This is a genomic window from Roseivirga spongicola (genome assembly GCF_034376045.1).
Classification (GTDB): Bacteria; Bacteroidota; Bacteroidia; order Cytophagales; family Cyclobacteriaceae; genus Roseivirga; species Roseivirga spongicola.
This window is the reverse complement of sequence record NZ_CP139724.1, coordinates 3118336-3139604: the sequence shown is the minus strand read 5'-3', so window position 1 is coordinate 3139604 and position 21269 is coordinate 3118336. Positions and strand designations below refer to the sequence as shown.

Sequence of the window (21269 nt, the reverse complement as noted above, 5' to 3'; positions counted from 1 at the left end):
TATGAATTTGGATGGAATAGCTCCCGTTAAAATCGGCATTATCACAGTATCAGACAGAGCCAGCGAAGGAAAATATGAAGATATTTCTGGCCCTGCCATTATAGAAACCCTAAACGACTATCTCTCCACAAAGTGGGAACCAGTTCACCAAATTATTCCCGATGAGCAGTATTTGATTGAAAGTACACTCAAGCAAATGGCAGATAAAGAAAAGTGTTGCCTTATTGTAACTACAGGAGGAACAGGGCCAGCTCCACGAGACGTAACTCCAGAAGCAACAGAAGCGGTTTGTGATAAAATGATGCCTGGTTTTGGAGAGCTTATGCGTCAGGTGAGCCTACAATATGTACCAACCGCCATACTCTCAAGGCAAACTGCGGGCATTAGAGGCAATAGCCTAATCATCAATTTACCAGGTAAACCTAAGTCTATCAGAGAATGTCTGGACGCTGTTTTCCCGGCTGTACCATACTGCATAGATCTTATCAACGGCCCATTTCTAGAAACCAAAAAAGAGGTAATGAAGGTCTTTAGACCAAAAGCTTAGTAGAAAAGTCAGACATTAGGATTTAAAAGGTCCATCTGCAATATCGCCTACCTATTACCGAATTGGAACCCAGGTAGGTTCCCCATGATAGAAGTCGCCAGAGGTTATTTTGGTGAACTTACCATCTGCTATATCTAAGGTATAAATCTGGTCACCGTCATTCTCGGTAGTACCATGAAACGCAATCTTTTCACCTGAAAGTGACCAGGCAATTTCCTGTTCCGAATAAGGGGTATTTGTAAACCTTTCTAAGCCTTGAGTTGACAAATCATATAGCCAAATATCCCATTTAGGGTCATCAGAAGCCTCGGCTAAACAAACGGCCAGCCGTTTACTGTCAGGAGACCACGTAGAATACTTTGCTATCAAAGGAAAAAAACTAACCTGTTCAACTTCTCCATTTCCTAGATTCATCACGAATAACTGATTAGAACCTGTCCGATCAGAAACAAAAGCCATTTTTTGACCATGTGGAGAAAGACTAAATCTTCCATTATAGCCATTGGTATTGGTCAACTGGTAACGATTATTTCCGCCTAAATCACACCTCCAAATATTCTTACTATCACCATCGGAAGTCGTGTAATAAATGTACTCAGCATTGGGTGAAAGTCGATAGTCTGCCAAATGAGCTAAAGGCAAGGCGTCTGTTTTTTTTGACCGAATATCCATTGCCAAAACAGTGAAGTTTTCAGTACTATCGTTAGAATAGTAAACGAGCTTCTGCAGACCTTCATTCCAATGAGGTTGCCAATCATAGCCAACATTTTGTGTTAGCCTTTCCTCCCATTGGCCTAAAACATCTGATTGATATAAATCGAAATTTCCATTAGCTTTTTTTAAATAAACAATCTCTTCTTTGATCTGCTCATTAGGGCTGCATGCAAGAACTGATAGAAGCAACAACACTAAAAATCTTCCCTTCATATTAATCAGGCTCATCTGGTTCGATTGAAGTATAAATTATGGAAATTGACTTCTGTAAAGCTAGAGAAAACTTTTCTCTCATTTTACATGTTGCAACATACAAAGAAAGAATCATGAGCAATTCAATCATCCGAATAGAGCGGTTACAATTCCCCTGGCAAACCCAAGATCCTTTTCTATTTTGCGCATTTCATAACGACAAGTACCCTAAAGGAAATGGCCAATTAGGTCCAGTTACAGGCACCTCAGGTAGAACAATTGGTTCGGACTTTAGTGGAAAAGATGGTTGGAGTATGTATCATGGTGATACAGTGCCAGGCTTTCCTGCCCACCCTCATGTTGGCTTCGAAACCATTACAATTGCCGAAAGAGGATTGGTAGACCACTCAGATTCGTTGGGGGCTGCCGGAAGGTTTGGCAATGGAGATGTACAATGGATGACTGCCGGAAAGGGTGTTCAGCATTGCGAAATGTTTCCCCTTTTAAAAGATGATGAAGAAAACCCGCTATTACTCTTTCAGATTTGGCTCAACCTGCCGAAAGCCAGTAAAAAAGTAGATCCCTATTTTGGAATGCTCTGGCATGAAGATATCCCAATGTATCAACACGCTGACCATGCTGGACGAAAAACATCCGTAAAAGTAGTAGCCGGAGAATTAGGCGACATCAAGCGATACGCACCTGCCCCAGATTCATTTGCCGCCAAAGCTGAAAACCAAGTAGCCGTCTGGATGATAGAAATGGAACCAGAAGCTGAGTGGACAATACCAGCAGCCAACGCTGAAGCTAACAGAAGCCTATATTTATGGAGTGGAAATTCCGTAGAAATTGAAGGGGCCGAAGTACCCAACATGCATGTTGTAAAACTGAAAGCTAGCGAAGAAACCACTATTAATAATGGTGGGCAACCCGCCCAATTTTTAATGCTTCAAGGTAAATCCATCGGAGAACCAGTGGCCACCTATGGCCCATTTGTAATGAACTCCAATCAAGAGATTCAGGAAGTAATGATGGAGTATCAAAGAACAGAATTTGGTGGCTGGCCTTGGCCTTCGCATGCTAACACGCACGATCCTTCAAAAGGGAGGTTTGCCAAACATGCAGATGGCAGAGTTGAAGAAAAGGGTTGATTGGTAATTTGTTGATCAGATGATTTGGTAATTGTTGACTGTACTGTCTTGGCGAGACATATATTGAAAAAACTGAAATTAATCTGCCCTTTTGGTAGAGTGATTCAAAGAACAAAAGAGGCTGTCTCAAAAGCTAACTGTCATTACCGATTCCGCTCCTATAAATCGGGATAGAATCACTCTAAACTGGCTCTGTAGGCCGAAAGAGGTTCCAGTCAAGCTGGGAATGACGTAAATAGCAGCTTTTGAGACTGCCTCTTTTGACACTTAAAATTCCTTGTTTATAACTCTACAACTAAGCGATATAGGCCACCACCTTCTACACCAATATATAGATAACCATCGTTGCCCATCTCTACATTACGAACTCGCCCAATGCCTTCAGCAAACTTTTCTTCCTTCACTACTTTATTATCTTCAATAACCAGGCGAACTAAGTAGCTAAACTTCAATGAGCCTACTATTAAGTCACCATCCCAACCCGCGTACTGAGAGTTTTGAACAAAGGCCATTCCGCAAGGTGCAATAGAGGGCACCCAGTAAGTCACTGGCTGCTCCATGCCTGGTCTTGAGGTTGCATCGGTAATTGGTTTTCCACCATAGTTAACACCGTAAGTCACCACAGGCCAACCATAGTTAGCACCAGCCTTAATTAAATTTACTTCATCTCCTCCTTGCGGCCCATGCTCATGCTCCCAAATATCTCCAGTGTTAGGGTTAGTCGCTAAACCTTGTGGGTTTCTATGACCATATGAATAAACAGCCTCTTTGGCACCATCTTGTCCCACAAAGGGGTTATCTGCTGGTATTCTACCATCATCGTGAAGCCTGTAAATCTTTCCACCATCTCTGGTAATATCTTGCGGATTTTCATCTCTATTCCCTCTATCACCGATTGAAAAATAAACGTGGTTTTCTGAGTCAAAAGCAATTCGGCTTCCAAAGTGAGGAGAAGCAGTTGTATTAGGAGAACCTTTGTAAAGCACCTCGTGATTCTCGAAAGCTGTACCATTCCACTGGGCTCTACTGAGCGCAGTCATGGCTCCGTTGCCCTCTCCTTCGCCACTGGCATAGGTAAAATAAATCCAGCGGTTGGACTTGAAATTGGGATGAAGCTCAATATCTAACAAACCACCTTGGCCTTGCACCTTGCTTTCAGGTCCTCCGGCTACATCATTGTTAAGGATAGTACCGTTGTCTAGCAAAACAATCCTACCCTCTTTCTCAGTAACCAACATTTTGCCATCAGGTAAGAAAACCATTCCCCATGGGTTCTTCAATTCTCCATTGACCAGTTTAACTGTCATCTGACTGGCCAATACTGGCTCTGTAGGGTCGTTCGACTTATTGGCTGGTTCTGCAGCACATGAAAAAGCCAGAGTAATTAGCAGTAGAGTAAGAATATTTTTAATCATCATGATTGCAATTTTTAGTTTTGAACGAGAATGTCAACCTGTTTGGTTCTAAAAATTAGCAGAAACCCAAAAGCTGGTAGAGGGCTGCGGGTAGGTAAGCTGGCCTTTAGGCTGGGGGATTCGCCAGGTCGACAATTCCGCAAAATAAGCCCCACCCTTTATCCCTCTCCTCCCGAAGCCTCGGGAGAGAGGGACGGTACTGAAGTGCCAGCTTCGCCTGATGCCGTTTAGTCTTGCAGTGAGTAACATCTTCCCACTTGGGGGAAGACAGGAGATGGGGGCTCATGCACTAGACGTTGGAGATACCCGCCTACGCGGGAATGACGTCCAATTGGAACACCTTCTCAACAGCCTGAGCAGCTCTTCTTCCCTCTGCAATGGCCCAAACCACTAAGTTTTGGTGGAAATGGCCTCACCCTCTTATCCCGAAGCCTCGGGAGAGAGGGATTGCACTGACGTGCTAGCTTCGCCTAATGCTATTCAGTCTTGCAGTGAGTAACATCTTCCCACTTGGGGGAAGACAGGAGATGGGGGCTCATGCGCTAGACGTTGGAGATTCCCGCCTACGCGGGAATGACATCCATTTGAAACACCTTCTCCACCGCCTTAGCTGCTCTTCTTCCCTCTGCAATGGCCCAAACCACTAGGCTCTGGCCTCTGCGGCAGTCGCCTGCGGCAAAGATCATCGATTCACTGATCTGACCATTAAGTTTTGAAGTTTTGAAGTTCGAGGTTTTGAAGTTGCCACGAGGATCAAGCTCCAAACCAAACTGATTAGCCAAGCTATGTTCTGGGTTAGAGAATCCAATCGCCAAAAAGGCCATATCGCAGTCAATTACTTGTTCTGAGCCAGGGATTTCCTCGTATTGGAATTTGGCTTTATCTGTCCACTGAATTCTGACTGTCTCCACTCCTTTCAGCTGACCAGCCTCACCGATAAATCGTTTGGTGAGGATTGACCAGTCGCGGGCCACTCCTTCCTCATGTGAAGTAGAAGTGTTCAAAGTCATGGGCCATTCCGGCCATGGATTGGTTTCTGTTCTTGCAGAAGGTGGTTTGTCCATCAGCTCGATCTGGGTCACTTTGGTTGCTCCCTGACGATTACTGGTGCCTACACAGTCAGCTCCGGTATCTCCTCCACCAATGACGAGTATCTTCTTGCCTTTGGCATTCAGTTCGGGAGATAATTCATTGATTTTACCAGAAATCAGTCGGTTCTGATGCGTCAGGAACTTCATAGCAAAGTGTACACCGTTCAGTTCTCTTCCTTCAATCGGTAGATCGCGAGGCACGGTTGAGCCTACACAAAGCACTACAGCATCGTACTGTGCTTCCAGCTCCTGAGCCGTAATATCTTTACCTATCTCTACTCCACATTCAAAGTTGATTCCGGCTTGTTCCATCAGACTTACTCTTCTGGCAACCACCTCCTTGTTCAACTTAAAGTCAGGAATTCCAAGCCTTAAAAGTCCGCCTGGTGCTTCATCACGCTCAAAAACGGTGACCGCATGCCCTTGCTTTCTTAGCTCTTCCGCAGCAGCCAATCCTGCAGGTCCAGAACCTACTACAGCCACCGATTTTCCGCTTTCGAAATTCGGGGCTATTGGTTCTTCCCAACCTTCTATAAAGGCTCTTTCTGAGATTTCCTTCTCAATATGCTCGATGTTAACAGCCGCATTATTGATGCCCAAAACGCAACTAGCTTCGCACGGGGCAGGACAAATTCTTCCTGTAAACTCAGGGAAATTATTGGTACTTTTCAGCACTTCCCAGGCCTCCTTCCACTCACCGCGGTAAACGGCATCGTTGAAATCTGGAATCTTATTGCCTAGTGGGCATCCGTTGTGGCAGAATGGAATTCCGCAGTCCATACAGCGGGCTGCCTGCTCAGTATACTGAGTCTCAGCCCAAGATTCAACAAACTCTTCAAAGTGATGAACGCGCTCCTGCGGAGCCTGCATGCTCTTCTTATCCCTATCGTATTTCAAAAATCCTTGTACGTCTCCCATTATGCCATCACATTTTTAAAGTCTCTCTTTTTAGCCATCACACGCTTGTATTCAATCGGAATTACCTTCACGAAGCTCGTTTTGGCAATACCCCACTGGCTGAGCAACTCAATGGCTTTCACACTATTCGTATATCTGTGATGCTTCTCCATCATCATATGCAGGAAGTTGAAATCGTCCTCTTCAGGAAATTCCAGTTCCACTAAATCCATATTACATCTCGACTCAAAGTCGAAGTCAGCGGCATAGACATAGGCAATACCTCCCGACATTCCGGCTGCGAAGTTTTTGCCGGTTTCTCCCAGCACCACTACGCGGCCACCGGTCATGTACTCACAACCGTGATCTCCAACACCCTCCACAACGGCCTTGGCTCCCGAATTTCTCACGGCAAAGCGTTCTCCAGCCTGACCGTTGACGTAAAGTCTGCCTCGCGTTGCTCCATAGAGCGCCACGTTACCGATCAGCACGTTGTCTGCCGCCTTGCACTCACTTTCCGGATTCGGATAGATGACCAGTTTCCCGCCTGAAAGTCCCTTTCCAACATAGTCGTTTGCCTCTCCTTCCAGGTTGAAGGTGATTCCATGCGAAAGGAAGGCTCCGAAGCTTTGTCCCGCTGCACCCTGGAAATCCACAGTGATGGTTCCATCGGCCAATCCTTCCGGACCAAACTGCTCGGTGAATTTTCCGGCCAGCATAGCACCTGTAGTTCTATTTTCGTTATGAATAGCCTGCTCGAACCTTACCCTTTCCTGATGTTTGAAAGTCGGCTGAGCCAGCTTGATCAACTGATGATCCAGCACCTCTTTGGTTCTGGAAGGCTGTAGCTGCGTTTTCTGCTGTGACATGCCCTTTTCAGCAAATGGATTGTCCAGGATTCTGGTCAGATCTATTTCTCCGGCCTTTTCAGTGGCTTTTTCCTTGTTGAAGCTGAGTAAATCGGTTCTTCCAACCAACTCGTCTACCGTACTGATACCCAGTTCAGCCATAATGACTCTGAGTTCTTCGGCCAGCATGGTGAAGAAATTCACGATATGCTGAACCTCTCCGGTAAATAGCCTTCTCAACTCAGGTCTCTGCGTGGCTACACCCACAGGGCAGGTATTCAGGTGACACTTGCGCATCATAATACAACCTTCAACCACCAACACTGCGGTGGCAACACCCCATTCTTCTGCTCCTAGCATGGTAGCAATGGCAATGTCACGTGCTGTTTTAATCTGACCGTCAGTTTGTAGTTTTACACGATTTCTCAGACCATTTCTGAGCAGGGTCTGATGTGCTTCTGCTAGGCCAATTTCCCAAGGAATACCTGCATGTTGAATGGAGCTGATCGGTGATGCACCTGTTCCTCCATCGTGACCTGAAATCAGAATGTTGTCTGCATTGGCTTTCGCCACACCGGCAGCGATTGTGCCTACACCAGCTTCAGCCACCAGCTTTACATTGATTTCGGCCTTGGTATTTACATTCTTTAAGTCGAAGATCAGCTGAGCTAAATCTTCAATAGAATAGATATCGTGATGCGGTGGCGGTGAAATCAAGGTTACTCCCGGTGTGGAGTGCCTAATCCTGGCTATATTTTCATCCACCTTGAGTCCAGGCAATTGGCCTCCCTCTCCCGGTTTCGCACCTTGCGCCACTTTAATCTGGATTTCATCGGCATTGATCAAATAGTGAGTGGTTACACCAAAGCGTCCGCTCGCCACCTGTTTTATGGCTGAACGGGCTAGCAATCCATCGCTTCCCGGGGTAAATCTTACCGAATCTTCACCTCCTTCACCGCTGTTAGATTTTCCACCGATGAGGTTCATGGCCTTGGCGATAGTGGTGTGCGCTTCTTCGGAAATGGATCCGAATGACATGGCCCCAGTAGCAAAGCGCTTCATTATATTCGAAGCGGGTTCAACCTGATCCAATGGAATAGATTTGCCCTTCTTAAAGTCGAATAGGCTTCGGAGCGTAACATTTTCCTTTTCCTGATTATCAATCTCATTAGAATACTCTCTGAATAGATTCAGATCATTCAAACGGGTAGATTTCTGTAAGAGGTGAATGGTTTTTGGGTTGAAAAGGTGCTTCTCTCCTTCCGCTCTCCACTGATAGATTCCACCATCGGCCAGTCTCTTGGAAATAGTCCTCTCGTCATAAGCGAACTGATAATTCGATTTGATTTCCTTTTCAAGCCCATCGAAACTCTTGCCTGAAATACGGTTTGGTGTGCCTTTGAAGCAGAGTTTTACAATCTCATCGTTCAAACCAAGTATCTCGAAAATCTGCGCACTTTCATAAGATTGAAGTGTAGAGATCCCCATTTTGGAAAGGATCTTTCTCAAGCCATAGCCAATCGCCTTGATGTATTGATCGACAGCTTCTTCAGTCTGACCTTCTTCTGATAATGAATTAATGGTCTCAAAAGCCAAATATGGACAAATGGCTGATGCACCATAACCGATCAACGTAGCAAAATGATGAGTTTCCACCACATCTCCACCTTCAACGACCAAGCTCACTCTCGAGCGAATTCCCTGATCGATGAGGTAATGGTGAACCGCCCCCGTGATTAGCAAAGAAGGTATTGACAATTCACCTTTTTGAAGTCTATTGTTCAATACAAGAATGTTTACTCCACCTCTAACCAAATCTGCGGCCTTCTTAGAAAGGTCTTTAATGGCTTCTTTTAGATTGGTTTGGTTCGGATAATAGCTGGCCAAAAGCTCGGCAGTTCTGTAGTGCTCGTCTTTTAAGCCCTTCAAAGCCTGCAAAAGAGCAGGTTTCACAACAGGCTGATCGAGCAAAATCTTTCTTGAAGTTGGGTCATTATCTTCCAACAAGTTGTTCGACTGGCCAAGATAAACCGCTAGCGACATCACCGCCTTCTCGCGAATGGGATCTATGGCCGGATTACTTACCTGGGCAAAAAGCTGTCGGAAGTAATTTGAGATGTGCGCATTTCGTTTAGAAAACACTGCTAAAGCCGAATCATTGCCCATAGAACCGATCGGTTCTGAGCCCGTTTGGGTCATTGGCTTCAGGATATACTTGAGATCTTCCTTCGAATAACCGAAGGTCAATTGCTCCTTTAAAAGTTCGTCTGTTTTAAGTTCAAAGTTTAATGTCTTGTCTCTTGTAAGTTCAGACTCATGGGTGATGAGTTCATTGTTCCACCTCTGATAATCGTATTCCCGGCTCAGTCTCGACTTGATGGATTCGTCTTCTTCGAAGGTGTTTTCAACCAAATCTACCAGAATCATTTGTCCAGGTTTCAGTTTACCTCTTTTCAGCACTTGTGAAGGTTCAATCTCTACAATCCCGGTTTCTGAAGCGAATACAATTCTATCATCCTTAGTGATGGAATACCTTGTTGGGCGAAGGCCATTTCTGTCGATACAGGCTCCTACTTTGTTACCGTCAGTGAAACAAACTGCTGCTGGGCCATCCCATGGCTCAAGGAAGGTGGCGTGATAATCGTAAAAGGCTCTGAGTTCCTTGCTCAGGGTCATATTCTCCCTCCAGGCCGGAGGAATTAGCATGGCCATCACACGCTCAATTTCCCTTCCACCCATAATGAGCAGTTCTACGGCCATATCGAGGTTGGCAGAGTCAGAGAATTCAGCATTACAAATTGGCAGCAGCTGGTTGATTTCTTCTTTGGTAAAGTGAGTCGAAGAGAATAGCGCCTCCCTAGACCTCATTTTGTTGATGTTCCCCTTAATGGTGTTGATCTCTCCATTGTGGGCAATGTATCTGAAAGGTTGAGCCAGTCTCCACTCCGGAAGCGTATTGGTAGAGAACCTTGAGTGAATAATAGCGAAGGAAGATACCAGTCGCTCATCTTTCAGATCAGGGTAATATTCATCCAGTTGCCAGGTTCTTAATTCTCCTTTGTATATAATGGAGTGAATGGAGCATGAAGGCATGTAGAATTCCTTGGCAGAATCGAGCCCTTTGGCCTTGTACTCAGTGATTTTTCTAAAGAGATAAAGCTTTCTTTGAAGCTCTCGTCCGGTTGCTCCATAAGTAGATTTGATGAAATATTGTCTTACATAAGGCTCATTGCTCTTGGCGAACTCACCGATCTGCTCGCCTCTGGTTGGCACCCAGCGGGTCCAGAATGCTTCCAAATCAATCTGGCGCAAAACCGCTTTCAATATGCTTTCGAAAAGCGGAATATTTTGTTTTGGCAGAAAAACCATGGCCACGCCATAATCGCCTCTATCAGGCAATTCGATCTTTTTCTTTTGGGCAAGCTCTTTAAAATATGAGTGGGGAATCTGAATATGGATACCAGCGCCATCGCCTGTCTGGTCATCGGCAGCTACTCCTCCCCTGTGCTCCATGCGGTGAAGCATCTTCAGGGCATCGGCCACAATCTGATGAGAAGGCTGGTTTTTAATATTAGCGATGAAGCCAATTCCGCAAGCGTCTTTCTCGAATTCCTTATTATATAATCCTCTTGTCATTCTTATAATTAGTGTAGTGCGAGTTGGCAAACGTTTACATCGATTCTATACCCTATTGTAAAGTCAACCATTCTGAATTTATCTATTTTGGTTGGATCGAAAGAATGGAATTTTGAAAGAGATATGAATTTCAGCTTTGCATTTTAACGAATTAACTAACTGACAAACAACTACTTAAATTCAACAATTATCACATGTCCAAAACACCAAACGAGCAGCTACTTTTTGAGCTAATTCAGTCTATGACTAAGTCGGAAAAGAGAAGCTTTAAGCTTTATGCAAAGCGATCTGGAGGTAGTACTGAAACCAAATACATTAAGCTCTTTGATGTAATGGAAAGAATGGAGCTTTATAATGAAGAACTCATTTTAAAGAAATTACCAGACACCAGTAAAACACAGTTTGCCAACCTCAAATCTCACCTTTACTCTCAAATATTAGGAAGTTTGAGACTCTCTAACCTTAAGGATGATATTGATATTGAGTTGCGAGAACAGCTTGACTTTATTCGGGTACTTTATAAAAAGGGACTATACCAGCAAAGTTTACGACTGCTCAATCGCGCCAAAAATATTACAGGAGACTATAGAAAAGACCTTTTTCATCTTGCCTTATTAGATTATGAAAAACAAATACGATCACAACAAGTCTTCGACCTAGAAGAAGAGCAAGCCTATGATATAGATGTGCAAACTGATAAAGCCATGAAGCGCTTTATGAATGTACAGAAGTTCTTCACTTTAGCCACACGTTTAAAGGCTAGGTTTGTTCAACATGGAATGGTTAAATCTGAAAGGGAAATGAATAACCTAAAGGCCCTGTTTTATACTAATCTTCCCGATTTTAAGGAAGAAGAGCTGGCCTTCAATGAGAAATTCTATCTCTACAGAGCATATTATTGGTTTTCTTATTTGACATACGATTTTGATGATTGTGTGCACTACGCAGAAAAATGGGTAAACATTTTTCATGAAACAGGTCTGGATAAAAAGAGAAGAGCTGCCTATTTAAAAGGGTTAAACAGACTTTTACAATCGGCCTTTAGAGTAAATAACCTCACCAAATATGATGAATACTATCAAGCGCTTTCAAATTTTGAAGAAAAAGAAGGTGCAACACTAGCCAGCAATACGCAGGTTCTATTGGTCAAATATAAGGCCATTCAAACCTTCAACCATGTGTTCATGACTACCCAGTTTACCGAGAACCTAGAAAAGGTTCAGGAGGTAATGAAAAAGGTAGAAGCCAATAAAAAGTTCATAGACAAGCATAATTTGGTAGTCATCTATTACAAAGCATCTGTTTTCTACTTTGCTTCAGAAAGGCATAATGATGCTCGTTTCTACCTAAATAAACTACTTAATGACAGCGATAGACTCCGCAGCGACCTTAAAGGTTATGCTCGAATTCTCAGTATTCTTATAGATTACGACACTGGCGAAGAGCAGTATTTCGAGCAAAAACTGAAGGCCGCCTATGACTTTATAGTTTATGAAGAAAACCTAGGTAGAGTGCAGCAAGTATTTTTAGATTTTCTTGGCAAAATTGGGTCTATCTATCCTCAAGACCTCAAAAAGGGATTTATGAGCCTAAAAGCTGAAATAGAAAAAGTAAATGACGGTGATTTCTCCAGAAAGACCCTCCTCTACTTCGACTTAATGAGCTGGATAGATTCTAAAATTGAAGGAAGAAGTTTTGCAGAAATGGTTCGCGAAAAAGCTAGAGTACAGATGAGGTAAGGCTGTAACCTTTTTACGACTTTTGGAGTTCGATGAAGGGGCTCAGCAAAATTGGCTGAGTCCTCAGAACTCTTATATTTACTTTATGTCTGACGAACGAAAGGTTGTTCTTGTACTGCTCAGTATTGCTCTTTTCATTCTTATTCTTCACAGGCCTAAGCCAATCGAGGAGATTAATAAAGCCACTCAATTAGTTCTCAAGACTGAAAAAATCTATGTGGAGAACGTAGATGATATTTTGCATATAGACAGTGTTTTGGTAAAACCTGTATTGTATGACCATGTCTATTTTCTAGATGCCCTCCCCTATAAACAGGCCAAAGAAGAGTTTATCAACGTTATGCTCCCGGCCATTCTTATAGTAAAATGGCAATTGAATCAGGACCTGAAGAGACTTGAAGAAATTATGAAGGAAGGCATTCAAGATCAGGGAGATAGTATGCTCGTAGCCAACTGGGCCGAAGAATTCAAAACCGATGATTTAGCCACCCTCAAGCGTAGGCTTCTTACTCACCCAAATAGTATAGTTTTGGCACAAGCCGCTGTAGAGTCTGGCTGGGGTAAGTCTCGCTTTTTTATGGAAGCTAATAATGTTTTCGGGGTTTGGAGTTTCGATTCAGATGAACCTCGAATACCAGCCAGTATCAGCAGAGAAGAGTATCAGGTATATTTGAGAAAATACGACAACATAGCGGAGTCTGTTATGGATTACTTCAAAACCATAGCCAGAGTTCCTGCCTACACAAACTTCAGAAGAAAAAGAGCAGAAACTCAAAATATTCGGGAGCTTCTTCCTTATCTTGACAGATACTCAGAGCGTGGCGATGAATACGTAGCCCAGCTTTTGGGTATGATTAGATACAATAACTTTCAGCAGTACGACAAATATCAGATCGACCCTGCCTATGTGGTTAAAAAATAAGTTTCTCTTTCTAGCACTTACGCTTTTATTAGCTCCCAGCCTTTTAGCTCAAACCAGTTCTATTGCAACGTTTGTATATCACCGTTTTGGTGACGACCGTTTCCCTAGCACTAATATTAAGTTGGCGCAGTTTGAGGCACACCTCAAATACCTAAAGGATAACGATTATCAGGTAATTACTCTTTCTGAGGCTATTGAAAGAGTAAAAAAACGCAACCGCTTTCCAAAAACAGCTGTACTTACCGTAGATGATGGGTACAAGACATTCTATAAAAACGCCATTCCTTTGCTGAAAAAGTACGGATTTACTGCTACGCTTTTTGTAAATACAGAGACCGTTGGTGGAAGCGATTATATGGATTGGAATCAGATCAAAGAAGTTGAGCAAGCAGGTATTGAAATTGGCAATCACTCTCACAGCCATGCATACTTTCTGAACGGAAATCACAATCAATTTTTAGAAGACCTTAAAACCAGTGAAGCTCAGTTTGAGACCAACCTAGGTGAAAAACCAATTCTCTTTGCCTACCCTTATGGTGAGTGGAATATTGAGATGGCCGAACACTTAAAAAACGAAGGCTATCTAGGCGCTGCCGCTCAAAATTCGGGACTTCTCTATAAAGAAATTCCAGTATTCAATTTACCTAGATTTCCTATGTCTGAAGCTTATGCCAAGCTAGAAGACTTTGTGGGCAAATTAAAAGCCCTGCCTATTGAGGTTACCAAATATGAACCCATCAGTAGTGGTTATATGGGAAGCGAAAGTCTGCCGAGATTAAATATGGAGTTTCAAGAATCTAACCTCAGGCTAGATCAGATGCAGTGTTTTATACAAGGAGCTGAATGCAAAAAGTCAATGCAAGTGGTTAAAGATGGTGTAGTAAAACTAAATGTAAGGCCAGACCGCGACCTTAAAAGGCGCAGAACCCTCTTTACCATTACTGCACCTGATAACGAAGGCAAGTGGCACTGGTTCAGCTACTTGTGGGTTATCCCGTCTATTAAGGAATAATAAAAAGTGCTAAATTGAGTAAAACATTGCACGTGAAAAGGACACTACTCTCAACCGTATTTCTAACTATTATCTTCATAGTTTCTATTAGTTCTTCACTAAAACCGTCCTTTCAGACCATAAATGATGTAGAATGGCTTATTGGCAAGTGGGAACGTACCAATGTCAAAGTGGGCACAAAAGCTTTTGAATATTGGGAAAAAGAATCTGAAAGCTCATTAAGGGGAATTGGATTCAGCATGAGAGGCGCAGACACTACTTTTGTTGAAAAGCTAAGAATTGAACAAAGGGAAGGCACCTTGTACTATGTGGCCGATGTTCGGGAAAACACTGAGCCCATCTACTTTAAATTTACTAAACTTTCAGAGTACGGATTTATCAGCGAAAACCCTGAGCATGACTTCCCTAAAATGATTAGCTATGAATTGAGAGATGGCCAAATGACTGCCACAATCTCTGATGGTGGAGTTAAAAAAGCGAGCTTCATTTTTAAGAAAATGGACTAGTAGTGTCACATTGCAAGCCTACCCTGGTTAAAGCATCTCGCTTCGACCTTTGTTAGCGACTACTTTGCCGTCAGTTTTGGTGTCTTCACCAGAACTATTCACCACTCATTTACGAATGGAGTCAGTGGTCAGGCTGGGCAGATCCCTCGCTTCCTCGGGATGAGAAAAAGATGGCTGATGCCGGAACGCTCTATCATAGACGTCAAATCAATTTGTGTAGAGGAAGTCAGCGGGAATTAGTAAACTTGGGAATTGGTAAACTCACTATTCGTCTTTTTCCAATCCTGAACGAAGTTGAAGGATCAGCCCGAAGAACTAGCTTTGTATATCTCTCCCTAGTTGAAGCGTCTCGCTTCGACAGTTGCTAGCAACCGATTTACCGCCAGTTTCAGAATTGTCCGCAAAACTATTCACCACTCATTTACAAATGAAGTCAGTGGTCAGGCTGGGCAGATCATTCGCTTCCTCGGGATGAGAAAAAAGTCTTTTGAAAGCTGCGATATGCCTTTACAGGGTACTGCTCGGTCTCCTAGACATCAAACTAAAAAGCACCTTCTGAACATCTATCGGTCTTGATTTTGAACAAAGAGCTCGAACTTAAAAGCTAGGCTACCGATCTTCAAGAAAAAATTTGAGCTAATTTTGAGTCAATGGAGTCGATTATTACAATAGTAGGTTTTCTAGGAGCAGGAAAGACCACCTTATTAAAGCACTTGGTAACCAAATCTATTGAGCAAGGATGGAATCCATTTGTTATTCTGAATGACTATGAAAATGCTAATCTAGATGTTCAGCAATTTTTAGAGCAATTAGACGCAAATTCGCTCCGAGCACTTAGCGGAAGCTGTATTTGTTGTAGTGGAATTGGAGAACTTAGAAATTTTGTAAACGACATTCCCGAAAGAGAAAATGGCATCACATTTATTGAGGCTAATGGCACTTCTGACGCATGTTCTTTGATGGGATTTCTTGGTGTGGGACTAAATGATCGATATGAACCACCCATTCAGATATCTGTAGTAGATGCGAAGAACTGGCAAAATCGTGGTGAATTCAATGAGCTCGAATTAAACCAAATACAGGTCTCTTCACTAGTAATTCTAACCCATTTAGAGGGTATTTCTGAAGAACGAAAATCGTTTGTAATAAGAGATATCAAACGGGTTAACTCTTCTGCTGAAGTTACAAGCATGGAAGCATTTAACCTGACAATTCTTCCTAAACTGACACCTTCTACCAACAAGCCTCAACAGTTAGATCATCTAAAAGCACATTGGTCATCTTGCTCAGTAGATTTACCATATTTGCCGAATAGCTCCTGCATAAATGAGCTCTGCAAAAGACTGCCCGATAACATTCTACGTGTTAAAGGCTGTACCAAAGTTGGTGATGATGATAGCTACACATATTTCCAGCGTACACCAAGTGGAGAGGTTACAATGAAAGCCTTTTATGGAGAACCAACCACTGGCCCAAAACTTCTATGTGTTGGTCCTGGTAGTGATCCAAGTGTATTAGAGCAAGCTATAACGGAAAGCATTAACATAGCCAACGCCAAAACTGTATAAATCCTTACTCTTTAGGTCTTAATTGCTTTCGCACTCTGCACGCCTACGAACTTTTATAGAAGTAGTGGAAATAGCATGATTGGTCATTGGTAAATTAGGTATTTGTCATTAATGAAAACTGGTAAGCTTGTTATGAATTATTAGACAATGGCCGTAATTTGATCACTCTTCTTTGCCCCGAAGCGTCAGGACAGAGAGCTCTGCCAAATATATTTACTTCCCCTTCTTATGGCTTACAAAGGTGTCAAGTCTAACAAAATGAATCATAAAAAAAGACCACTCCGATCGTCTATCGAAATGGTCTAGGTCAATGAATCTATGTATAGGACTTACTTGAAAAGTAAATCTCGTTGATGTCTAATTTTATTTTTCAATCACCCCGCATCCAATTCTTGGGCCTGCGGCTCCCGAAGGCTGAGAAGTGAAATCATCTGGTCCAGCATGAACAATTACTGCTTTGTTCAGAATATTAGTAGTAGAATCGCCTCCTATAGACCAACCTTCTACCTGCATATTAAAAGTTCCTGTGCTGTCTTCGCCAATTGTAATGTTGCCAATATCTCCTTTGTGAAATTCCTCATCTTCTAATCGATGTCCATGCTCTACACCTAGAGGATTCCAATGTCCTCCTGCAGACTTACCATCAGGGGCAGAACAATCTCCTGTTTCATGCAGGTGAACAGCATGCTCTCCAGGGGCAATTCCTCTTAAAGCCACTGTCACATCTAGCGAACCATCGGCCACCTCTTTAAACGTCACCATGCCAGCCAAATCGCTTCCACTTTTACTCATTATCTGAGTGGTTATGGTTTTGTCTTCCATATTAGCTTTTGGTTGCGTTTGCTCCATTTCTAACTGGTCGACTTCTTCTGTTTTATCCTTTGTTTCAGAACAAGCGAAGATGGCCATCCCTATTCCTAGTGCAAGTGTTAAGTTTTTGGTTAATATTTTCATGGCGATCAATTCAAATTTGGTTGCCAACCATATTGAAAAACCTATGCCAAGAAATGAAAGACAGCTTTTAAAGCCGAAAAACGAAGATTGGACAATTCAAAACTTTGTCATTTTGAAAATAGGCTTGTCAAAATTGTAGAGCATAGTCGAGCATTACTTCAGAAACTAGCGTTGAATGGTCAAAAACAATAATGGTCAAAACGCGCTTGATATTTGTGAGTATAAAGGCACACTATAGCACCCGAACGCCATGAAACACATTATATATGCTTGGAAGGTACTGAAGACTGCTGTTCCGTCATTTTTAGCCGACCACTGCTTTAGATTCAGCGCAGCGCTTTCTTTTTATACCTTGTTCTCTATTGCTCCTCTCATTCTACTAGCCATTTACATAGCAGGAATATTTGCCGATGATGCCGTAGTGAGAGACCAGGTAACCACACAGTTTGAAAACTTAATAGGAACGCAAGGTGCGAGTGGGGTAAGAACTTTAATGGACACGTTGCATCGAGAAGATCAGAATACCTTTTCTCTAATAGCTGGTGCTGGAATTTTACTCTATTCTGCTACCAATATTTTTATTCAGGTGCAAACGTCTTTCAATGAGATATTTAAGGTAAAAGCTATAGAAGGTAAAAGTTTTAAGAAGTTAGTAATCGATAGGCTTATTTCATTAGGCATGGTACTGAGTCTCGGGTTCATTATGATCATCTCGTTGATCGTAGACTCAATAGTGGTCACCTTTGTAGACTTTCTGAGCAATACTTTCGATGAACTGTCTGTAGCTATGGCCATGGTTGCACAATATGGACTTATTCTATTGCTTATTTATGGGGTTATTTACTCACTCATCAGGTTTTTACCTGATGTAGTCATTCCTAAGAGATTCATTTTTAAAGGAAGCCTCATTACTGCTCTGTTACTACTTGTAGGTAAATTCGGTATTGGCTGGTATATAGGAAACAGTAATTTTAGCAAACTTGGTGGTGCCTCTTCTGGAGTAATCATACTGATGCTCTGGGTGTATTACTCCTCAGTAATTTTATTCTTTGGGGGTGAACTGATTAAGGCAATGGCGAAGGTGAGTGATGTTTATATCCGCTCGACTCGTTATGCCAAGCGGATTAAATATGTTGAGCTAAAGGATGAGTAGTGAGCTTATCTCGGAAACTTATCTGAATTACTTCAAATCCAGATAAACTCATCAGCCTGTAATAACCAATCTTCGATTTTAGATTTACGATATTCATTAAAAACGCATCCAACATCGTAAATCTAAAATTGGATATATCAATCCTCCCCTTCTTCAGGCAAACCGGCATCTAGCTCCAAAGCCTTGACACTCTGCACAGCATTACCCGCAATTCCTTTGATAGATCCATACATATCTATGGTATTGGTAACCACCTTGTCGATTTGCTTCTCGCGCTGTTTCCAAATACGCTGCATAGAGTTCTTCTCTCGCTCTAAGTCAGACTTCATCTGTGAGAATCCTTCCACAATGGCTTCTACCTGCATGCGGAAAGTGTTACTTGTCAGGAAGTCGTACAACATGTGCATTTTGTCGCCTTTACCTTCCTGAGAAATGGCCACTTTACTGAGTTGAATTACCGATTCTCTCAACACCGCACACAAGCCTTTGAACTCGCCAAAAGAGCAAACCCAGACTCCATCTCTCAAGCCCATACGGTCCATATCGGATGGCATGGCTTCGGTAACAAGCACCCCGACATCCGCCTCCTTATCGCGCATATCTGCTTTGAACTTCTCTATCCATCCAGGTTGAAAGTCTTTAGTCCGCTTACTCTCATAATAGATTTTTCCGCAGTTCTGGACCGTTCTGGTATTCACCACCTGAATACAGTCGGCACCACGAACGCCCTTTTTGATTTCCTCTATAGTATCTAAAGGGAACTGGGTTGAAAGCCACTCTTCAATGGCCAACTCTTGTACCTCTCCTTGCAATTGCATAGAGCCCTGAGCCTGCTTTCGCTGCATTTCTTCCGTGAGCTTCTTCTGGTCTTCTAGCTTTTTTTCTAGCTCCTTCATTCGAAGCTCGTTCTTTTCGGCCTCAGATTTACTGATCTTCTCACGCTCCTGAATAAGCATTTCATTCAGTAGCTTTTGAGCCTTCAATTCAGCCTGTTCAGAAGCCTCTTCTTTTTCGCGCTTAAGCCTTTCAATCTCAACCTTAGATCTGTTGAGTTCTTTAACCTGCTCAGACTTTTCGTTCAACTCCTTCTGCAATGCCTCAAATTGTTCGGCTTGCTCTGTGGCCAATTTAGACTTTAGCTTATCTTCTAAAAGCTTTTTCTCTTGAGCCATTTGCTTTTCCAACCTATCTTGAAAAAGCTCGTTTTCACGCTTCTTCTTTTCTTCAAAGTCGGCTTGGGCTTTGGCTAACATTTCCTGTTCGGCCTTAAATTTCTGCTGAGCCGTGTTTAATTCAGCCTGATATTTCTGCTTAATCTCCTCCTCTAGCTGATGCGAGAGGATATCCTGTACATCTATTGCGGTGCCACAATTCGGGCAATTGATTTGATTGTTGTTTGACATGCTGAACAAATTTATTCAATGGCGAAGAAAAATCCTCTCTACGACACATTTCCTTATCACTTCCTAGAATAATATCCTCAGTGGACTCCAAACCTAGGAAAGCATCTATTCAAGCCCACCTAAGCTTATAAGGTAGTGTCCGGTCTCTAGAATAATAAACCACAAAAACATATATATTCATCCTTGAAAACTCAATAACATGACTTTCCAGAAAATCACTATCGAAGCAACTATTAGCTCAGACCTTCAAACTGCATGGGATAGCTACACTCGGCCGAAACACATCACACAATGGAACTTTGCAGATGACAGTTGGCATTGCCCATCTGCTGAAAATGACCTTCAAACAGGTGGTAAATTAAAGTCTAGAATGGAAGCCAAAGACGGTAGTTTTGGATTCGACTTTGAGGGTATTTATGATGTAGTTGAAGAAAAGAGAAGATTGGTTTACCATTTGGAAGACGGCCGAACTGTAGAAACTATTTTTAAAGAAGAAGGAAATTTCATTTTAGTGACTACCACCTTTGATGCCGAAACAGAAAACCCAATTGAAATGCAAAAAGGCGGCTGGCAAGCCATACTAAACAACTACAAAAAGCACACAGAAAGCATAAAACCTTGATAGAGTAAAAAGAAAAGCCACACCTAAAAGTGCATGGCCTTTTCTATCTAGTTTTTAAGCTTTTCAATTAGACGTTGATTGAGTCTGACAAAGTCTTGATTTCCTGCCTCGTCAGATAACTTCATCGACCTTTGGGCTGCAACAATGGCTTCCTCTGCTTTTCCTAAATCGGATAAAATTAAAGCCTCTCTATGTACTTGAAAGAAAAGCGCATCCTTATTGTTTGTGACCTTCTGAATATACTCTAGTGCCTTTTTTAGGTCTATTCCTCTTTCATGCATAAAAAGCGCAGCCTGAAAATAATCGTTGTTACTAGGCCCTTTCATTACACGCTCAATCTGGCTCATCACACGAGTATCTATCTCCACTTCCATTGGTAGAGTAGCTTGTAAATTGCCCCAATGCAAAACTAGATTTGCAGTATTAAGCATCACATTCTCCAAGGAAATACTGAAGGTTTCTTTGAAGCCCGCAGTCTCATTTACATCGGCTAGCACTGTTAAAACTGGAGATTTAGGCCCATAACTCAACCAGTTTTGACTGTCATAAGGATAGAATTGCAGCTCACATCGGTCCGATAATGGAATTGCTAAAAGGGCATATTCTCCCTTAGCCAAAACCTCGTTCCTAACATTGAAATCATCTGATAAAATGATTTTTGTGGCAGAGTTGGCACCTGCTCTCCAAGCTTCACCAAAAGGTACAATACCACCTTCACCAAATACCTTTCTACCTCTGGCACTGGGCCTAAAATAATTTATCTCAATGGTACTCATACCGATAGACTGTTTTACAGCAGCATAAGGACTAACGTTTGGTACCCTGAGTTGAGCCATAGAGGTTCCGCAAAGTGCCGCCAAGAATGGTAGCACCATCAATAATTTTCTAAACATAATTGT

Annotated in this window: 16 protein-coding genes; 9 read left to right on the top strand and 7 right to left on the bottom strand. The window is 42.5% G+C overall.

Annotation, left to right across the window (positions count from 1 at the left end; genetic code table 11):
• Window position 1 precedes the first annotated feature (1 nt).
• Window positions 2-547, top strand: a complete 546-nt coding sequence (mog, locus tag T7867_RS14090) for a molybdopterin adenylyltransferase (RefSeq protein WP_221406006.1) — start codon at window positions 2-4, stop codon at window positions 545-547.
• Window positions 548-601: 54 nt separating this feature from the next.
• On the opposite strand, the gene T7867_RS14085 is transcribed toward mog, so the two are convergent.
• Entirely contained in the window at window positions 602-1489 is an 888-nt protein-coding gene (locus T7867_RS14085) for a TolB family protein (protein ID WP_068223155.1), read from the bottom strand.
• A 98-nt stretch (window positions 1490-1587) separates the two neighbouring features.
• Here T7867_RS14085 and T7867_RS14080 point away from each other — a divergent pair, with 98 nt between their 5' ends.
• On the top strand, window positions 1588-2604 hold the full coding sequence (locus T7867_RS14080) for a pirin family protein (protein ID WP_068224218.1): 1017 nt from the start codon (window positions 1588-1590) through the stop codon (window positions 2602-2604).
• Between the two features lie 281 nt (window positions 2605-2885).
• Here T7867_RS14080 and T7867_RS14075 read toward each other — a convergent pair whose 3' ends face one another.
• The 3 genes from T7867_RS14075 to gltB form a co-directional block, all read right to left on the bottom strand.
• Window positions 2886-4022, bottom strand: coding sequence for a PQQ-dependent sugar dehydrogenase (locus T7867_RS14075; protein ID WP_245660257.1), 1137 nt, complete (start codon window positions 4020-4022; stop codon window positions 2886-2888).
• A 560-nt stretch (window positions 4023-4582) separates the two neighbouring features.
• Window positions 4583-6028 carry a glutamate synthase subunit beta gene (locus tag T7867_RS14070; RefSeq protein ID WP_068223161.1) on the bottom strand — a complete coding sequence of 482 codons (1446 nt, stop codon included), beginning with the start codon at window positions 6026-6028 and terminating at the stop codon, window positions 4583-4585.
• Window positions 6028-10491, bottom strand: a complete 4464-nt coding sequence (gene gltB / locus T7867_RS14065) for a glutamate synthase large subunit (RefSeq protein ID WP_068223165.1) — start codon at window positions 10489-10491, stop codon at window positions 6028-6030. The genes T7867_RS14070 and gltB overlap by 1 nt, the downstream gene beginning before the upstream one ends.
• Before the next feature lie 194 nt (window positions 10492-10685).
• Between gltB and T7867_RS14060 the strand changes: the two genes are divergently transcribed.
• From T7867_RS14060 to T7867_RS14040, 5 genes are all read left to right on the top strand, one after another.
• Window positions 10686-12230, top strand: a complete 1545-nt coding sequence (locus tag T7867_RS14060; RefSeq protein WP_068223168.1) for a hypothetical protein — start codon at window positions 10686-10688, stop codon at window positions 12228-12230.
• Between the two features lie 85 nt (window positions 12231-12315).
• On the top strand, window positions 12316-13152 hold the full coding sequence (locus T7867_RS14055) for a glucosaminidase domain-containing protein (RefSeq protein WP_157717680.1): 837 nt from the start codon (window positions 12316-12318) through the stop codon (window positions 13150-13152).
• Window positions 13136-14164 carry a polysaccharide deacetylase family protein gene (locus tag T7867_RS14050; protein ID WP_322299466.1) on the top strand — a complete coding sequence of 343 codons (1029 nt, stop codon included), beginning with the start codon at window positions 13136-13138 and terminating at the stop codon, window positions 14162-14164. Before T7867_RS14055 ends, T7867_RS14050 begins: the two co-directional genes overlap by 17 nt.
• A 32-nt stretch (window positions 14165-14196) precedes the next feature.
• Window positions 14197-14670 (top strand): DUF6265 family protein, encoded by a 474-nt coding sequence (locus tag T7867_RS14045; RefSeq protein WP_322299465.1) that lies wholly within the window; start codon window positions 14197-14199, stop codon window positions 14668-14670.
• Between the two features lie 650 nt (window positions 14671-15320).
• Entirely contained in the window at window positions 15321-16238 is a 918-nt protein-coding gene (locus T7867_RS14040) for a GTP-binding protein (RefSeq protein ID WP_322299464.1), read from the top strand.
• 363 nt (window positions 16239-16601) lie between these two features.
• Here the strand turns inward: T7867_RS14040 and T7867_RS14035 are convergent, their stop codons facing one another.
• The gene (locus T7867_RS14035) at window positions 16602-17192 is read right to left on the bottom strand and encodes a superoxide dismutase family protein (RefSeq protein WP_322299463.1); all 591 of its coding nucleotides are present in this window, start codon (window positions 17190-17192) and stop codon (window positions 16602-16604) included.
• Between the two features lie 250 nt (window positions 17193-17442).
• Between T7867_RS14035 and T7867_RS14030 the strand changes: the two genes are divergently transcribed.
• Window positions 17443-18345: a YihY/virulence factor BrkB family protein gene (locus T7867_RS14030; RefSeq protein WP_068223180.1), complete on the top strand. Its 903-nt coding sequence runs from the start codon at window positions 17443-17445 to the stop codon at window positions 18343-18345.
• Window positions 18346-18482: 137 nt separating this feature from the next.
• On the opposite strand, the gene T7867_RS14025 is transcribed toward T7867_RS14030, so the two are convergent.
• Entirely contained in the window at window positions 18483-19748 is a 1266-nt protein-coding gene (locus T7867_RS14025; protein WP_322299462.1) for a DUF2130 domain-containing protein, read from the bottom strand.
• A gap of 199 nt (window positions 19749-19947) precedes the next feature.
• Here T7867_RS14025 and T7867_RS14020 point away from each other — a divergent pair, with 199 nt between their 5' ends.
• A complete protein-coding gene (locus T7867_RS14020) occupies window positions 19948-20370 on the top strand; it encodes an SRPBCC family protein (RefSeq protein ID WP_322299461.1) in 423 nt (140 codons plus the stop codon).
• Between the two features lie 47 nt (window positions 20371-20417).
• Here T7867_RS14020 and T7867_RS14015 read toward each other — a convergent pair whose 3' ends face one another.
• On the bottom strand, window positions 20418-21263 hold the full coding sequence (locus T7867_RS14015; RefSeq protein ID WP_322299460.1) for a DUF2911 domain-containing protein: 846 nt from the start codon (window positions 21261-21263) through the stop codon (window positions 20418-20420).
• Window positions 21264-21269: the final 6 nt, after the last annotated feature.

Bases quoted from the DNA above. Each gene is read 5' to 3' on its own strand.
- mog (WP_221406006.1), top strand. From the start codon at position 2: ATGAATTTGGATGGAATAGCTCCCGTTAAAATCGGCATTATCACAGTA.
- T7867_RS14085 (WP_068223155.1), bottom strand. From the start codon at position 1,489: ATGAGCCTGATTAATATGAAGGGAAGATTTTTAGTGTTGTTGCTTCTA.
- T7867_RS14080 (WP_068224218.1), top strand. From the start codon at position 1,588: ATGAGCAATTCAATCATCCGAATAGAGCGGTTACAATTCCCCTGGCAA.
- T7867_RS14075 (WP_245660257.1), bottom strand. From the start codon at position 4,022: ATGATGATTAAAAATATTCTTACTCTACTGCTAATTACTCTGGCTTTT.
- T7867_RS14070 (WP_068223161.1), bottom strand. From the start codon at position 6,028: ATGGGAGACGTACAAGGATTTTTGAAATACGATAGGGATAAGAAGAGC.
- gltB (WP_068223165.1), bottom strand. From the start codon at position 10,491: ATGACAAGAGGATTATATAATAAGGAATTCGAGAAAGACGCTTGCGGA.
- T7867_RS14060 (WP_068223168.1), top strand. From the start codon at position 10,686: ATGTCCAAAACACCAAACGAGCAGCTACTTTTTGAGCTAATTCAGTCT.
- T7867_RS14055 (WP_157717680.1), top strand. From the start codon at position 12,316: ATGTCTGACGAACGAAAGGTTGTTCTTGTACTGCTCAGTATTGCTCTT.
- T7867_RS14050 (WP_322299466.1), top strand. From the start codon at position 13,136: ATGTGGTTAAAAAATAAGTTTCTCTTTCTAGCACTTACGCTTTTATTA.
- T7867_RS14040 (WP_322299464.1), top strand. From the start codon at position 15,321: ATGGAGTCGATTATTACAATAGTAGGTTTTCTAGGAGCAGGAAAGACC.
- T7867_RS14035 (WP_322299463.1), bottom strand. From the start codon at position 17,192: ATGAAAATATTAACCAAAAACTTAACACTTGCACTAGGAATAGGGATG.
- T7867_RS14030 (WP_068223180.1), top strand. From the start codon at position 17,443: ATGAAACACATTATATATGCTTGGAAGGTACTGAAGACTGCTGTTCCG.
- T7867_RS14025 (WP_322299462.1), bottom strand. From the start codon at position 19,748: ATGTCAAACAACAATCAAATCAATTGCCCGAATTGTGGCACCGCAATA.
- T7867_RS14020 (WP_322299461.1), top strand. From the start codon at position 19,948: ATGACTTTCCAGAAAATCACTATCGAAGCAACTATTAGCTCAGACCTT.
- T7867_RS14015 (WP_322299460.1), bottom strand. From the start codon at position 21,263: ATGTTTAGAAAATTATTGATGGTGCTACCATTCTTGGCGGCACTTTGC.